This is a genomic window from Luteimonas sp. TWI596 (assembly GCF_039674105.1).
Taxonomy (GTDB): Bacteria; Pseudomonadota; Gammaproteobacteria; order Xanthomonadales; family Xanthomonadaceae; genus Luteimonas.
This window is the reverse complement of record NZ_JBDJMU010000010.1, coordinates 88856-103884: the sequence shown is the minus strand read 5'-3', so window position 1 is coordinate 103884 and position 15029 is coordinate 88856. Positions and strand designations below refer to the sequence as shown.

Here is a 15029-nt window from a genome sequence, read left to right as displayed (position 1 = left end):
CCATGCATTCCGCCCCCAATCTCGTGCTCGTCGGTCCGATGGGTGCCGGCAAGTCGTCAATCGGCCGCCGTCTGGCGGCCCGCTTCGGGCTGGCGTTCGTCGACGTCGACCACGAGGTCGAGGTCCGCACCGGCGCGACGATCGCCACGATCTTCGACTGCGAGGGCGAAGCGGGCTTCCGCGCGCGCGAACAGGCGACGCTGGCCGCGGTGCTCGAGGGCACGCGCCAGATCGTCGCGACCGGCGGCGGCGCGGTCCTCGACGCCGAGAACCGGCGGTGCATGCGCGCGCGCGGCTTCGTGGTCCATATGCACGCCGATGTCGACACCCAGCTCGCCCGCCTGGCCCGCGACCGGGCACGGCCGCTGATCGCCGGTGACGATCGCAGCGACGTGCTGCATCGGCTGGCACAAGTGCGCGCACCGCTGTATGCGCAGGCGGCCCATCTGCGCTTCGATACCGGCGTCTACGGCTGCGCGGAAGCCGCGGTCGCGCTCGGCCATCTGGTCGAGACCCACTGGCGACCCGCCACATCCCCGACACCGGATCGGCCGGCCGCATGAGCGCCGCCGCGCCATCCCCACGTCCCCCGCCTGGCGTGCGCCACGTCGATGCCACGGGCCAGGCCCCACGCGCAACCGAGTCATCCCCCATGCCCCCATCGCTTCGTGAAGTCGCCGTCGCCGGCGAACGCCCCTACACCATCCACATCGGCCCTGCGCTGCTCGACGACGGCGCGCTGCTCGCCCGTCACGTGCGCGGCGGCGAGGCGATGCTGGTCAGTGATCGCCACGTCGCCCCGCTCTACGCCGACCGGGTCGCCGCCGCGCTGCAGGCCGCCCGCCCGGACCTGCGCGTGCATCGCCATGTCTTGCCGGCCGGCGAGTCGGCCAAGACCCTGGCCCATTTCACCCAGGTCATCGACGCGATGGCGCAGGCGCGGTTGCGCCGCGATGCGACCCTGTTCGCCCTGGGCGGCGGCGTGATCGGCGACCTGGCCGGCTTCGCCGCGGCGTGCTGGATGCGCGGCATCGACTGCGTGCAACTGCCGACCACGCTGCTGGCCATGGTCGATTCGTCGGTCGGCGGCAAGACCGCGGTCGACCTGCCGCAAGGCAAGAATCTGGTCGGCGCCTTCCATCCGCCGCGCGCGGTGATTGCCGATACCGGGGCGCTGCACACCCTGCCTGCGCGCGAGTTGCGCGCCGGCCTGGCCGAAGTGGTCAAGTACGGCGCGATCGCCGATGCGCCCTTTCTCGACTGGCTCGATGCCCAAGCACCAGCGCTGCTGGCCATGGACGAGGCCGTGCTGAGCGAGGCGGTCGCGCGCAGTTGCGCGCACAAGGCCGCGATCGTCGCGCGCGATCCCTTCGAGCACGGCGAACGCGCGCTGCTCAACCTTGGCCACACCTTCGGCCACGCGATCGAGACCGAGCAGGGCTACGACGGACTCAACCACGGCGAGGCGGTCGCGGTCGGCATGGTGCTCGCCGCGCGCCTGTCCGAAGCGCTGGGCCTGGCGCCGGCCGACGACACCGCACGCCTTTCCGCGTTGCTGTCCCGCCTGGACCTGCCGGTCGCGCTGCCGGCAGGCCTCGATCCCGAACGGCTGCTGGCGCACATGCGGCTCGACAAGAAGGCCCAGGCCGGCGGCCTGCGTTTCATCGTCTGGTCCGGCGCCGGCCGCGCGCAGGTGCTGGCCGACGTGCCCGAAAGCGCAGTGATCGGCGTGCTGCGCACCGGCTGACGCCGTTGCGACAACGCGTTCCCCGCAACGCGGCCCGCGCCTTGCCTGCGCCCCGTACAATGCCGCCCATGCGACTGCTGCTGCAACAACCGGCCCAGGGCCACGAGGCCGCGCGTTTCGTCCAGCTGATGCTGCAGCCCGACCTGCTCGGCGGCTGGACGCTGGTGCGCGAGTCGGGGCAGATCGGCGGTCGCAGCCAGTTGCGCAGCCAGCAGTACGCCGACGAGCCCAGTGCGCTGAGCGCACTCCAACGTGCGCGCGACACCCAGCTGCGGCGCGGTTTCCATCTGGTCGGCACACACGCAACGACGGTGCCGCCCGCCCCCTGATGCCCGCGCGGCGCACGCCGACGCACCGAGTAAGGAAGAACGCCTTGTCCGCACCCCTGAAGAACGACCGCTTCCTGCGCGCACTGCGCCGCGAGCCCGTGGACCGCACGCCGGTCTGGCTGATGCGCCAGGCCGGGCGCTACCTGCCCGAGTACCGCGAGACCCGTCGCCAGGCCGGCAGCTTCCTGGGCATGGCCAAGCAGCCGGACATCGCCTGCGAAGTCACGCTGCAGCCGTTGCGCCGCTTCCCGCTCGACGCGGCGATCCTGTTCTCCGACATCCTGACCATCCCCGATGCGATGGGCCTGGAGCTGTACTTCGTCGAAGGCGAAGGCCCCAAGTTCCGCCACCCGGTGCGCGACGCCGCGGCGATCGCCCGGCTCGGTGTGCCGGACATGGAGACCGAGCTGCGCTATGTGATGGACGCGGTGCGGCTGATCCGTCGTGAGCTCGACGGTGCGGTGCCGCTGATCGGCTTCTCGGGCAGCCCGTGGACGCTGGCCTGCTACATGGTCGAGGGCGGTGGCAGCAAGGACTTCGCGCGCATCAAGGCGATGGCGCTCAACGACCCGCAGGCGCTGCACGCGCTGCTGTCGGTCAACACCGACGCGGTGATCGCCTACCTGGCCGCACAACGCGCCGCCGGTGCGCAGGCGCTGCAGGTGTTCGACACCTGGGGCGGCGTGCTGAGCCCGGCGATGTACCGCGAGTTCTCGCTGCCGTACCTGGCACGCATCGCCAAGGAGCTCGAGCGCGGCGACGGCGCCGACCGCGCACCGCTGATCCTGTTCGGCAAGGGCACCGCCGCCTACCTCGAAGACCTCGCACAGACCGGCGCCGACGGTGTCGGCGTGGACTGGCTGATCGAGCTCGGCGATGCCGCGCGCCGCACCGGCGGCCGCGTCGCCCTGCAGGGCAACCTCGACCCGGCGACGCTGTACGGCGCGCCCGATGCGATCCGCAGCGAAGTGCGGCGAGCGCTCGACAGCTACGCCGCCGGCAACCAGGGCTCGCGCGACGGCCACGTGTTCAACCTCGGCCACGGCATGTCGCCGGACATGAACCCCGACCACGTCGCGGTGCTCGTCGACGAGGTGCACGCCTACAGCGCGCGCTGACGGTCAACCCACCGGCAGCGCCACCACCGCCCCCGGCGCGCAGGGATAAAGACGCAGGCCCGGCGATGGTGCGATCGGCAGGCCGCCGGCAAACGCGGTGAACGCCGGCAGCAGGCCGGCATCGTGCGCGAATACGAAGGCCGGCAAGCGGGGCAGGCCCGGCAGACGCACCACCGGATGCAGGTGTCCGCCGAGGCGGTAGCCCGCGACATCGGCCGCAACCGCGTCGTCGACGTCATGCACGAACGCGAACGGCGGCTCGTGCAACAGCGCGCCGTGCAGGCGCAGGCCGAGCGTGCGCGCCAGCTCGGGCGCGGCGCGCAAGGCGCGATCGTGATTGCCGCCGACCAGGTCGACCGACAGCGCGGGATGGCCGGCGCGCCAGGCCTGCCAGGCTGCGCGCCATGGCGCGTCGCGCGCACCCGCGTGCAGCAGGTCGCCGAGCACCAGCAGTCGCGTCGCGCCGCTGGCTTCGATCAGCCTGTCGAGCCGTTCGAGGTCGTGCTCGGTCCCGCCCCGCGGCAGCGCGATGCCGGCCTCGCGAAAGTGCTGCGCCTTGCCCAGATGCACGTCGGCCACGACCAGCGTGCGCCGCCGCGGCCACAGCAGCGCACGCTCGGCGAACAGCCGCAGCGGTTCGCCGCCGATCTCGATCTCCAGAGTGCCGTCAGCCACGGTTGCGCCGCTCCAGTTGTGCGGCGGCGCGCTGCACGCGTGTGCGCCAGTCCTCGGTGCTGAGCTGGCCGCGCATCGACTCGGCCCATAGCGGGAACGACAGCGGGGTGAACGTCCGCAGCGGGTGCAGGTCGAGCCTGCGGGCACTGCAGTCCTCGAGCGTGGTGCGCAGATGCACCACGTCCAGTTGCGCGGCAAACACCTCGCGCTCGGCCAGCGCCAGCAGCATGTGATCGGGGTCGTGCCGGCGCAGCACGTCGAACAGCAGGCCGCTGGAGGCCTGCAGTTGGCGCATCGAGCGCGGCGCGCGTCCGGGCAGCGACGGCGGCAGCAGACCGGCGACGCGGGCGATGTCGCGGAACTGGCGGCGGGCGAGCTCGGCCAGATTCAGGCTTTCGCGCAGGTCGTCGATCAGCGCCTCGGGCGAGAGCATCGTCTCGACATCGAGCGCGTCCAACTCGACCTCCTGCGCCGGCGAGAGCACCAACCCGTAATCGTTGGCGGCGAACGAGAAGCTGTTGGCGTGCAGGCGCCCCCAGCGCAGCGCCAGCAGCGCGGCCAGGCCCTCATGCACCTGACGCCCGGCAAACGGGAACACGAACAGGTGCCGCGCACCGCGCGCGCGGATCCATTCCACCAGCAGGCGGCCCGGCGCCGGCAGCGCCGACAGCCGCTGCTGCAGGTCCAGCAGCCGACCGATCGCGCGCAACTCCGGCGCATCGCGCGGGCCGGCGAACAGACGCTCGACCTCGTGCGCCAGCGTGCCCGACAACGACATCCGTCCGCCCTGCCACTTGGGCACCGTGCCGCTGCCCGCCTTGGCCACGCGCACGTACGCGGTCATGTCCTCCAGCCGCACCAGCTCCAGCGTGCGGCCGGCGAACTGGAACCGGTCGTGCGGTCGCAACCGACCGACGAAACTTTCCTCGACCGAGCCCAGTCCACCACCGCGCAGCAGCTTCACACGCACCGCGCCGTCGCTGGCGATCGTGCCGATCGACAGCCGATGGCGCAGCGCGATGCGCCGGTCCTCGACCCGATAGACCCCGTCCTCGCCGCGCACCACGCGGCGGAAGTCGGGGTAATGCGCCAGCGCCGCGCCGCCCTGGACGATGAAATCGAGCACCGCGCGCCAGGCCAGCGGGTCGAGCGTGCGAAATGCATGGGTCCTGCGGACCTCCTCGTAAAGTGCATCGGCCTCGAAGCCGCCCCCCAGTGCCAGCGTCACGCAATGCTGGGCCAGCACATCGAGGCTGAGCACCGGCGGCGGACGCGATTCGATGGTGCCCGCGGCAACGGCGGCGCGGGCGGCGGCGTACTCGACTAGCTCCAGTGCATGCGTGGGCACACAGACCACGTGGCCGGCCTCGCCCGGGCGGTGGCGCGCACGCCCGGCACGCTGCAGCAACCGCGACACGCCTTTCGGGCTGCCGATCTGCAGCACCTGGTCGACGGCGGGAAAGTCGACGCCCAGATCGAGGCTGGAGGTGGCGACCACGCAGCGCACGCTGCCGGCGCGCAGGCCCTGCTCGGCGGCCGCCCGCAGCTTCGGGTCGAGCGAGCCGTGATGCAGCGCCAGTGTCTCGGGCGCCTCCGGCCATACCGCCGACAGCGCGCGGTGCCACAGTTCGGCCTGCGATCGGGTGTTGGCGAACAGCAGGCTGGTGCGCTCGGCCATCAAGCGCTCGAGCACGCGCGGCAGCTGCGCCAGGCCCAGATGGCCGGCCCACGGAAAGCGCTCGTCTTCGCCGGGCAGCAGCGTGTCGAGCGTGAAACGCTTGGGCGCCACGCCCGCGACCACCTGGGCCTGCGGACAATGCGGCAGCAACGCATCGCGCGCCTGCTCCAGATTGCCGAGCGTCGCCGACACGCCCCAGATGCGCAGCGCCGGTTCGAGCCGACGCAGCCGCGCCAGCGCCAGCTGCAGCAGCACGCCGCGCTTGTTGCCGAGCAGTTCGTGCCATTCGTCGACGATCACGCAGCGCACGGACGCCAGCAGCGGCGCGGTGTCGGCATAGGACAGCAGCAGCGACAGCGATTCGGGGGTGGTCACCAGCACCTCGGCCTGGCCGCTGCGCGCCAGCCGACGGTCGCGCGCGCTGGCGTCTCCAGTGCGCATGGCGACCGTCCAGTCCAGGCCGACCGCCTCGATCGGCGCGCGCAACGCGCGCACGGTGTCGACGGCAAGCGCGCGCAGCGGCGTGATCCACAGCACCTGCAGCCTGCGCGCCGCGTCCTTGCCACCGCGCGCAGGGCGCTTCACCGGGGCCGCCGGTGCTCGGCCGGACGCGCGCCGACGCGCGGCCAGCGCTTCGAGCAACGGCCCGCCGAAAGCCGCCAGCGTCTTGCCGCTGCCGGTCGGGGTCTGCAACAGGCCCGACTCGCCAGCGAGATACCGGCGCCAGACCTCACGCTGGAACGGCGCCGGACGCCAACCCTGGGCGGCGAACCAGGCGCGCAGCGGCGCATCGGGGCCGCGCAGCCGCGTCATTGGCCCGCACCACGACGCAGCCACAGGCGCCAAGCCCGAGCGCGATCGCCGGACGACGCCGTCACCGCGCGAGCGCCCGCAAGGTCTCGAGCCGATCGGCCTCGGCGATCGGCTTGTCGCGGCGCCAGCGCAGGATGCGCGGAAAGCGCACGGCGATGCCGGATTTGTGCCGGCTCGAACGGTTGACCGCCTCGAAGCCGAGCTCGAAGACGTGGTGCGCGGTGACCGAACGCACCGGGCCGAAGCGCTCCAGGGTATGGGCGCGGATCCACTTGTCGAGCGCGAGGATTTCGCGGTCGTCCAGCCCCGAGTAGGCCTTGGCGACCGGCACCAGCGCGTCGCCGTCCCACAGCGCGAAGGTGTAGTCGGTGTAGAGCGTGCTGCGCCGGCCGTGGCCGGCCTGTGCGTAGATCAGCACCGCGTCGATGGTCAGCGGGTCGATCTTCCACTTCCACCAGTCGCCGCGACGCCGGCCGGCCTGGTAGCGGGCGTCGGCGCGCTTGAGCATCAAGCCCTCGACGCCGCGCGCGCGGGCATCGGCGCGCAGCGCGGCGGCCTGCGCCCAGTCGGCGGCGTCCACGCGCGGCGAGATCACGATGCGCGGATCGTCGTGCGCGGCGACCAGGGCCTCGAGCATCGCCCGACGCTCGGCCTGCGGCCGGTCGCGCCAGTCCTCGCCGTCGAGTTCAAGCAGATCGTAGACCTGCACGCGGACCGGCGTGTCGGCCAGCGTCTTGGGCCCGGGCTTGCGGCGCTGGATGCGGGTCTGCAGCGCGGTGAATGGCATCGGCGCGGGTTCGCCCGGCCGCCAGGCGAGGAGTTCGCCGTCGAAAACGCAATCGCGCGGCAGCGTCAGTGCCGCCGCCTCGATCTCGGGGAAGCGCCCGTCGAGGCGTTCCTCGCCGCGCGACCACAGCGCGATGTCCGCGCCGCGGCGGATCAGCTGCAGGCGGATGCCATCCCACTTCCATTCCAGCAGCCAGTCGTCGATCGGACCGAGTGCGCGCGCGACCGCATCGGGATCGTTCGCCAGCGCCGGTGCCGCAGCATCCGTATCGGGAGCCGCCTCGACATCGGTGCCCGCGTCCTCGCCCGCCGCGTCGGGACGCAGCGCCTGCTCCAGCGGCGAGGCGAGGAAGAACGGATACGGCTGGCGCCGATCGCCGGGCAGTTCGTCGGGCGAAAGCAGGTCACGCAGGAACTGCGCGCTTGGCGTCCAGCTGCCGAGCATGCGCTGGGCGATGCGCGCGATGTCCAACCCGCTCATCTCCGCCAGCGCCTGCTGCACCAGTCGCTGCGAGACGCCCACGCGCAGCGCACCGGTCAGCAATTTGTTGAACACCAGTCGCTCATCGAAGGCCAGCGAGGCCCAGGCCTCGACCACCAGCGTGCGCCGGACTTCGAGATCGCGATTGGCGACCGGAATCAGCCGCCGTTCGATCCAGTCTGCCAACGACACGTCCTCGGCCGGCGCCGTGGGGTCATCGAGCAGCAGCGCCAACGTCTCGGCCAGGTCGCCGACCTGGTCGTAGCTGTCGTCGACCAGCCAATCGGGCAGCCCTGCGACCTGGCCGATCCACTCGCGCAATTCGCGGGTGTTGGCGATGCGCCGGCCCGCCCCGGCCACCTTGCCGCCGGCCAGCAGAAACAACGCCCAGGCCGCGTCGTGCGGTGGCGTGTCGCGGAAGTAGTCGACCAGTGCCGCGCGCTTGTCGAGCGTGGCGGTGCTGCGGTCGAGCTCCCGGTACAGACGGGCGAAACGCCTCATACGCCCGCCCTCCTGCGCCCGACGCTCATTCTTCGTCCCCGAAATCGGTGCGGAAGGCTTCGGCCGCGATGCCGTCTTCGCGCAGCGCGCGGATGATCGCATCGGTGTTGCCGTGGGTCGCGATCACCCGCGCGGCGCCGGTCTCGCGCACGGTCCGCATCAGATCGGGCCAGTCGGCGTGATCGGACACCACGAAGCCGCGATCGTAGTTGCGGCGGCGCCGGTTGCCGCGGATGCGCATCCAACCCGATGCGAAGCCCTGCTGCGCGCGCCGGAACCGGCGCATCCACGCGCTGCCAGCCGCCGATGGCGGCGCGATGATCAACCGGCCAGCGAGGTCCGCGCCCCGGTCGGTCTCGGCGACCGGCAGCGTGTCGAGCATCGCGATGCCGGCGCGCCTGTAGACTTCGACGCCGGCCGCGACCGCACCGTGCAGCAGCGCCGGCCGATCGGTGTGCGCGGCCAGTTCGGCCAGCACGCGTTGCGCCTTGCCCAGCGCATAGCAGAACAGCACCGCCGCTTCGCCCCGCGTCTCGCATTGCGCGCGCCAGGCCTCGATCTCACCGGCAACCTCCGCGGTGTCGGGCCAGCGGTACACCGGCAGGCCGAACGTGGCCTCGGTGATGAAGGTGTCGCAGCGCACGATCTCGAACGGTGCGCAGGTCGGGTCGTGCTGGCGCTTGTAGTCGCCCGAGGCGACCCACACCTCGCCATCGACCTCCACCCGCACCTGGGCCGAGCCCAGCACGTGGCCGGCCGGATGCAGCGAGACCATCGCCGCGCCCATCTGGAACGGCGCGCCGTAGTCGTGCGCGACGTAGATCTGCTCGCCCAGGCGCCACTCCAGGATTGGCAGCCCGGCGCGCGCGGTGTGGTAGGCGCCCATGCCAGTGCGCGCATGGTCGCCGTGGCCATGGGTGATCACCGCCCGCGGCACCGGACGCCACGGATCGATATGGAAATCGCCGGCCGGGCAGTACAGGCCCTCGGGGCGCAACTGGATGAGGTCGTCGCGCCGCGCTTTCGGCATGCGGGCGGTGGACGGCGGACGGGAAGCGGCCATGGCGGCAGTCTGGCGACGCCGCCGTGCAGGCGATGCCAAGCCGCCGCTCAGTCCTCGAGGTCGTCCAGGCCGCCGCCTTCGTGGATCGGCCGCCAACTCTGGGCCAGGGCGTCGGCCAGCATCTCGCCGGTCAGCGGCTTGCGCAAAAAGCCGTCGAAACCGGCCGCACGCGCCGCCGGCTCGGCCTCGGCATCGGCGCGCGCGGTCACCGCGACCAGCGGGCGGTCGAAGCCCTGGGCACGCAGCATGCCGGCCAGCGTCAGGCCGTCGATGCCGGGCAGGTCCAGGTCGAGCAGCGCGATGTCGAACACCTGGGTCCGCACTTCGGTCAGCGCGGCGAGCCCGTGCATCGCATGCGCGACCCGGTGGCCCTGCGCCTCGAGCAGGCCCCGGATCACGTCGGCCACGGTCTGGTCGTCCTCGACCAGCAGGACCACCAGCCCGACCGCCGCAGTGATGCGCTCGTGGCCTTCGAAGCGCGTGCGCCGCGGCGGCGTGGCGACCTCGGCCAGCGGCAGCACGACCGTGAACCGGGTGCCTTCGCCGAGGGTGCTCTCGACATCGATCCGGCCGCCCATCGCCAGCGACAGCTCCTGGCTGATCGCCAGCCCCAGGCCGCTGCCGCCGTAGCGCGCCGCGGTCCGCGCACCGTCGGCCTGCTCGAAGCGCCGGAACAGCCGCTGGCATTGCTCGGGGCTGAGTCCCGGCCCGGTATCGCTGATCTGGAAGCGCAGGCCCTCGGGCGGACGCGCGATTCGCAGCCCCACCCGCCCATCGTCGGTGAACTTGATCGCATTGCCGATCAGGTTCAGCAGGATCTGCCGCACACGCACCGCATCGCCGTGCACCCAGGCCGGCACGCCATCGTCGAAGACGACCTCAAAGCCCAGCGCCTTGTGCCGGGCCATCGGCGCGGAGAGCGAGACGATGTCCTCGATCAGCGCGCGCAGCTCGAATGGCTGTGGATCGAGTTCGAGCTTGCCCGCTTCGATCCGCGCCAGATCCAGCGCATCGTTGACCAGGCGCATCAGGTGGTCGCCGGCGCGGCGGATGGATTCGGTGTAGCCGCGCTGCCGGGCATCGAGCGGCGTGTCGAGCAACAACTCGCTCATGCCCAGCACACCGGTCATCGGCGTGCGAACCTCGTGGCCGAGCGTGGCCAGAAACCGGCTCTTGGCCAGCGACGCCTGCTCGGCGAGTTCGCGCTGGCGTCCGGCCAGTTGCAGTTCCGCGCGCCGCCGCACACGCCGGCGATAGATCGATGCGCCCCACAGTGCGAACACTCCCATCGCGCAGATCAACAAGGTAAGCGCCCACCAGGTCTGCCACCACGGCGGCAACACCCGGAACCGCAGTTCCTGCATCGGCGCGGCGTTGCCATAGGCGTCGCTGGCGCGGATGCGCAGCACGTAGTTGCCGGGCCGCAGGCTCGAGAACACCCGGTCGCCGTTTGCGCCCTGGTCGATCCAGCCAGTGTCCAGCCCCTGGAGCCAGGTCCAGTAGTGGTTCGACCCCGGGTCGTCGTAGGACAGCAGCCGGGCCGAAACGCGCAGTTCGCGGTCGTCGGGGAACAGTTCGGGGTTGGTGCCATCCAGCGGTTGCCACAGCCCGTCGCGGCGCACGTCCAGACCCAGGACGCGCAGCTTCGGCTCGTTCACCCGACCGGTCTCCTCCGAGGCGGTGTTGATGATGGCCACCGAGTCGACCGCGGTGCCGGCCGCGAGCAGGCCGCTGCTGCTGACCGCGATCGAGCGGAACAGCATCTCTTGCGACGACAGGCCGTGCTCGCTGCCGTAGCGGCGCATGCGCCGGGCCTGCGGATCCCAACGGTAGAGCCCGCGCCGGGTGGAGACCCAGACCCGTCCGCGCACGTCGACCGCCAGCCCCATCGGCATCACCGACGGCAGCCCCTCGCGCGTGCCGATCCGCTCCTGCCTCGCCCAGCTCCCGCCCGCGCGCTGCCAGCGCTCCAGGCCGTCGCGCCCGGCCGCCCAGACGGTGTCCTCGCCCTGCACCGCGACCGCGTAGTACGGCTGCTCGCCGCTGACGATCACGAACCGACCGGCCTGCGGGTCGAAGTAGCCCAGTCCCGGAACGGACGCCGCCCAGGCGGTGTTGTCGGGCGCGACGTCGAAGCCGTAGACGCCCTCATGGACCAGCGGATCGTCGCCGGCCTGCCACAGCATGCGGCCGGTGTCGCCGTCGCGGTGCTCGACCCCGTAGCCGCCCATGCTGCCGGTCCACAACGTGCCATCGGGGGCGGCGCGCACGATGTTGTAGCCCACGCCGTGCGCGACCGAGGTGCCCGGCTCGCCCTCCCACTCGCTCAGCGTGCCGTCGGGTCCGTGCCGGAACAGCCCGCCGACATGCCCGATCCACAACACGCCGCTGCGCGTCTCGGCCATGCCGAGGATGCGCTGGTTGGCCAGGCGCGCGCGTGCTGTGCCGTCGAGCCGGGAGACCTGCAGCGCCTGGTCGACGTGCTCCACGACGCCGGTTTCCGATCCCAGCCACAGCCCACCGTCGTTGGCCGGCGCGATCGTCGCGTACCCGTGGCCCTGCAGGCCGCGCTCTCCGCGTACCAGTTCGGCGACGTGCCGCCAGTCCGAGCGCAGGAAGCCGACGCCCTCGCCCGGCGCCGATGCCCACAGCGCGCCGTCGGGCTGCAGGAACATCGCCCGCGCCGGAAACGGCCGCGAGGCGTCCCTGCCGACCGGCACCGGGGTCGGGATCCCATCCTCCGACAACCGCCACAGGCCGCGACGCGTGCCCAGCCAGTAGCCGCCGCGCGGATCGGCAAGCATCGACAGCACGCTGTTGGGGCGGGCGAACATGCCCGACCACGGACGCCAGTGCCACTGACCATCGCGCGTGCGCACAAACAGCCCGCGCGCGCTCGAGGCCCAGACTTCGTCGCCCATCGCCTGGACGTCGGTGACCGTCAGCGGCATGTCGCCGCCCGGCAGCGGCTCGCGCCAGACGCGGCGACCGTCGTAACGGGCCAGGCCCGCCATCGTCGCGATCCACAGCATGCCGTCGCTGTCGAATGACAGACTGACGACGTTGTCGCTGGGCAGCGTGCGCGGGTCGCCGGGATCATGACGCAGATGCACGAAGCTGCCGTCGGCGCGCAGGCCGTAGACACCATCGGTGCCCAGGCCCATCCAGATCTCGCCCGGGCGGCTGGCGAAATCCCAGACATCGCCGAGCCGCGCTTCGGGATGGGCGTCGATCCGATAGGGTCGAAAGCCCGCCGAGCGGTCGCGATCCATCACCGCCACGCCGCCTTCCTGGGCGGCCACCCAGACGCGGTCCTCGTGGTCGACGTGCAGCGCCTGCAGATTGTTGCCGGGGAAGGCGTCCGCCGCTTCGGGATCATGCTGCCAGACCACGAACCCGGCGCCGTCGTAGCGGGCCAGGCCATCTGCGGTGGCGATCCAGACGAAGCCGTCGCTGTCCTGGGCGATGCCGGTGACGTCTGACGTGGGCAGGCCGTCGGCGACGCCGAGCACCCGCAGGCGCGGCATCTCCGGCGTCGCGGCCAGGACACCGCAGGCGAACGTCCAGATCAGCGCCAGAGCGGCGACACGCTTCCACATGGGCCCGACATCCCTTTCCCCGCGGCCTTGCCCGCAACGCGCGATGCTCGCAACGCATCGTCCCGGATGCAAGCGGCGCCGCAGCTGCGCGACCGTGCGATTCGTGCCTAGAATCCACGCATGCCGCCCGCGGCGACCGGAGCCTGAGACGATGCGACTGCCGCGGCGCCTGTTTGTCCCCTGCCTGCTGCTGGCGCTGAGCTGCGCCCCAGCGGCCGCGCGACCGGTGCAGTACGCGCTCGACCCGGTGCACACCCGGGTGATGCTCGACATCGAACACGCCGGCCTGTCGAAGGCGATCGGCACGGTGTCGGGCAGCCAGGGCACGCTGATCTTCGATCCTGCGGACTGGTCGAGCGCGCGGGTCGAGGTCTCGGTGCCGCTCGAGCGCGTCGACTTCGGCGACGACCGCTGGAACCGCGCCGTCCGTGCGCGCAATCTGCTCGACACCGAGCAGCATCCGTCCGCCACGTTCGTCTCCAGCCGCATCGAGCCGCGCGATGCCACGCATGCCATCGTCCACGGCACGCTGACGTTGCGCGGCGTGTCCCGCGAGGTCGCGCTCGATGCGACGTTCAACGCCGCACGTCGCCACCCGATGCCGCCGTTCCGACGCATGGTCGGATTCTCGGCGACCGCACAGCTGTCGCGGGCGGACTTCGGGATCGACGCCTGGCCGTCGATGATCGGCGACACGGTCGGCCTGCGCATCGAACTCGAAGCAGTGCGCGAGCGGGGCGCGGGCCGCGACGATGCCGACGCGGATGCGGACGACGCCGCGGCGGGCACCCACTCGCCTGGAGACGACACCCCATGACCCTGAAGAATGTCGAGCGCTGGGGCGCGGTCAGTCAACTGCTGCATTGGACCGTCGTGGTGCTGATCCTGGCGGTCGGCATCATCGGCCTGACGATGGGCGACATGCGGCCCAGCCCGACCAAGGTCCAGGTCTATGCGCTGCACAAATCGCTGGGCCTGACGATCCTCGCACTCGCGGCACTGCGGCTGGCCTGGCGGCTGTTCGCCGGCGCGCCACGCCCGGTCCCCGGCACCCCGCGCTGGCAGGACCGCCTCGCCACGCTCACGCATTGGCTGCTGTACGCGCTGCTGCTGGCGATCCCGCTCAGCGGCTGGACGTTCAATTCGGCCGCCGGCTACCCGCTGCAGTGGTTCGGCCTGTTCAACCTGCCGGCGCTGGTCGCGCGCAGCCGGGACTTACGCGGCCTGGCCGGCCAGGCGCACGAGCTGCTGTTCTGGACGCTGGTGGCATTGGCGCTGCTGCATGCGGCAGCCGCGCTGTATCACCACCTGTTCCTGCGCGATGCCACGCTGGCGCGGATGCTGCCGCGTGGCTGGTTACGCTCTGCCTCCCCACCCTCACCCCAGGACTGACCGATGCCCCTCGCTCCCCGCTTCCTGTTCGCGGCCGCGCTCGCCGTCGCGATGCCGCTCTCCGCCTCCGCCGCCGATTACGTGCAGGCCGCCGGCTCGTCGTTGGCCTTCGCCGGCAAGTACCAGGGCGAGGTGTTCACCGGCACGTTCCCCGACTTTCGCACGACGCTCGCGTTCGATCCGGCCGACCTGACCGGCGCCAAGCTTGACGTGACGATCCCGATCGCGACCGCGACCACCCGCAACGACGACTACGACGGCGAAATGCGCGGCGCGTCGTTCTTCGATGCCGCCCGCTTCGCCCAGGCGACCTACACCGCGACCCGGTTCCGCGACCTGGGCAACGGCCGATACGCCGCCGACGGCGAGCTCGCGCTGCGCGGCGTGCGCAAGCCGGTCACGCTGACCTTCACCTGGACCCCGGGCCCGCGCCCGCTGCTCTCGGGCCGGGCGACCGTGCGTCGCCTGGATTTCGGCGTCGGCGGCGGCGAATGGGCCGACACCGGCACGATCCCCGACGAAATCGCGGTCGCCACCCGGGTCTACCTCAAGCCTGCGAACTGACGTCGCGCCGCCCGCCGTCAGGCCAGCGTCCGCCGCACCGCGTCGGCGTCGAACGGCCAGTCCAGTTCGACGCCGCGCGTGGCATCGTGCAGTACGGGCACCCGGGTGCCGTAGCGCGTCTCAAGCGCGTCGTCGTCATCGATGAAGACGCTGTCGAACGCAGGCGCGCGCGCCTGCGCCAGCACCTCGAGCGCGAGATCGCACAGATGACAGTCGTCGCGCTGGTACAGGATCAGGGCCGGGGTCGTCATGCGGCGTCGCGTCAGGCATAAAACGGGAAGCG

13 protein-coding genes are annotated in these 15029 nt (G+C 71.9%); 7 read left to right on the top strand and 6 right to left on the bottom strand.

All coding sequences use genetic code 11. From position 1 onward, the window contains the following. The first annotated feature begins 2 nt into the window (after positions 1-2). The 4 genes from ABE487_RS09700 (at position 3) to hemE (ending at position 3194) form a co-directional block, all read left to right on the top strand. Complete coding sequence (locus tag ABE487_RS09700; RefSeq protein ID WP_346451195.1) at positions 3-563, top strand: shikimate kinase; 561 nt, start codon at positions 3-5, stop codon at positions 561-563. 89 nt (positions 564-652) lie between these two features. Then, positions 653-1747, top strand: coding sequence for a 3-dehydroquinate synthase (gene aroB / locus ABE487_RS09695; RefSeq protein ID WP_346451193.1), 1095 nt, complete (start codon positions 653-655; stop codon positions 1745-1747). Between the two features lie 68 nt (positions 1748-1815). Then, on the top strand, positions 1816-2076 hold the full coding sequence (locus ABE487_RS09690) for a WGR domain-containing protein (RefSeq protein WP_346446871.1): 261 nt from the start codon (positions 1816-1818) through the stop codon (positions 2074-2076). Positions 2077-2120: 44 nt separating this feature from the next. Then, entirely contained in the window at positions 2121-3194 is a 1074-nt protein-coding gene (hemE, locus tag ABE487_RS09685; protein ID WP_346451192.1) for a uroporphyrinogen decarboxylase, read from the top strand. A 3-nt stretch (positions 3195-3197) separates the two neighbouring features. On the opposite strand, the gene pdeM is transcribed toward hemE, so the two are convergent. The 5 genes from pdeM to ABE487_RS09660 all read right to left on the bottom strand — a co-directional run bounded on the left by pdeM (position 3198) and on the right by ABE487_RS09660 (position 12790). After that, positions 3198-3869, bottom strand: a complete 672-nt coding sequence (pdeM, locus tag ABE487_RS09680) for a ligase-associated DNA damage response endonuclease PdeM (RefSeq protein ID WP_346451190.1) — start codon at positions 3867-3869, stop codon at positions 3198-3200. Further along, positions 3862-6360, bottom strand: a complete 2499-nt coding sequence (locus tag ABE487_RS09675) for a ligase-associated DNA damage response DEXH box helicase (protein ID WP_346446217.1) — start codon at positions 6358-6360, stop codon at positions 3862-3864. The genes pdeM and ABE487_RS09675 overlap by 8 nt, the downstream gene beginning before the upstream one ends. Before the next feature lie 61 nt (positions 6361-6421). Beyond that, the gene (locus ABE487_RS09670) at positions 6422-8128 is read right to left on the bottom strand and encodes an ATP-dependent DNA ligase (protein ID WP_346445105.1); all 1707 of its coding nucleotides are present in this window, start codon (positions 8126-8128) and stop codon (positions 6422-6424) included. A gap of 25 nt (positions 8129-8153) precedes the next feature. Next, the gene (locus ABE487_RS09665) at positions 8154-9158 is read right to left on the bottom strand and encodes a ligase-associated DNA damage response exonuclease (RefSeq protein ID WP_346445115.1); all 1005 of its coding nucleotides are present in this window, start codon (positions 9156-9158) and stop codon (positions 8154-8156) included. 80 nt (positions 9159-9238) lie between these two features. Beyond that, positions 9239-12790, bottom strand: a complete 3552-nt coding sequence (locus ABE487_RS09660) for an ATP-binding protein (RefSeq protein ID WP_346451189.1) — start codon at positions 12788-12790, stop codon at positions 9239-9241. 151 nt (positions 12791-12941) lie between these two features. On the opposite strand from ABE487_RS09660, the gene ABE487_RS09655 reads away from it, so the two are divergent. The 3 genes from ABE487_RS09655 to ABE487_RS09645 are packed head-to-tail and all read left to right on the top strand — an operon-like array spanning position 12942 to position 14746. Continuing rightward, positions 12942-13607 carry a YceI family protein gene (locus ABE487_RS09655; protein ID WP_346446881.1) on the top strand — a complete coding sequence of 222 codons (666 nt, stop codon included), beginning with the start codon at positions 12942-12944 and terminating at the stop codon, positions 13605-13607. Continuing rightward, complete coding sequence (locus tag ABE487_RS09650) at positions 13604-14182, top strand: cytochrome b (RefSeq protein ID WP_346451187.1); 579 nt, start codon at positions 13604-13606, stop codon at positions 14180-14182. The genes ABE487_RS09655 and ABE487_RS09650 overlap by 4 nt, the downstream gene beginning before the upstream one ends. A 3-nt stretch (positions 14183-14185) precedes the next feature. Continuing rightward, positions 14186-14746: a YceI family protein gene (locus ABE487_RS09645; RefSeq protein WP_346451186.1), complete on the top strand. Its 561-nt coding sequence runs from the start codon at positions 14186-14188 to the stop codon at positions 14744-14746. Between the two features lie 17 nt (positions 14747-14763). On the opposite strand, the gene ABE487_RS09640 is transcribed toward ABE487_RS09645, so the two are convergent. Continuing rightward, positions 14764-14997, bottom strand: coding sequence for a glutaredoxin family protein (locus ABE487_RS09640; protein WP_346451184.1), 234 nt, complete (start codon positions 14995-14997; stop codon positions 14764-14766). Between the last annotated feature and the right edge of the window lie 32 nt (positions 14998-15029).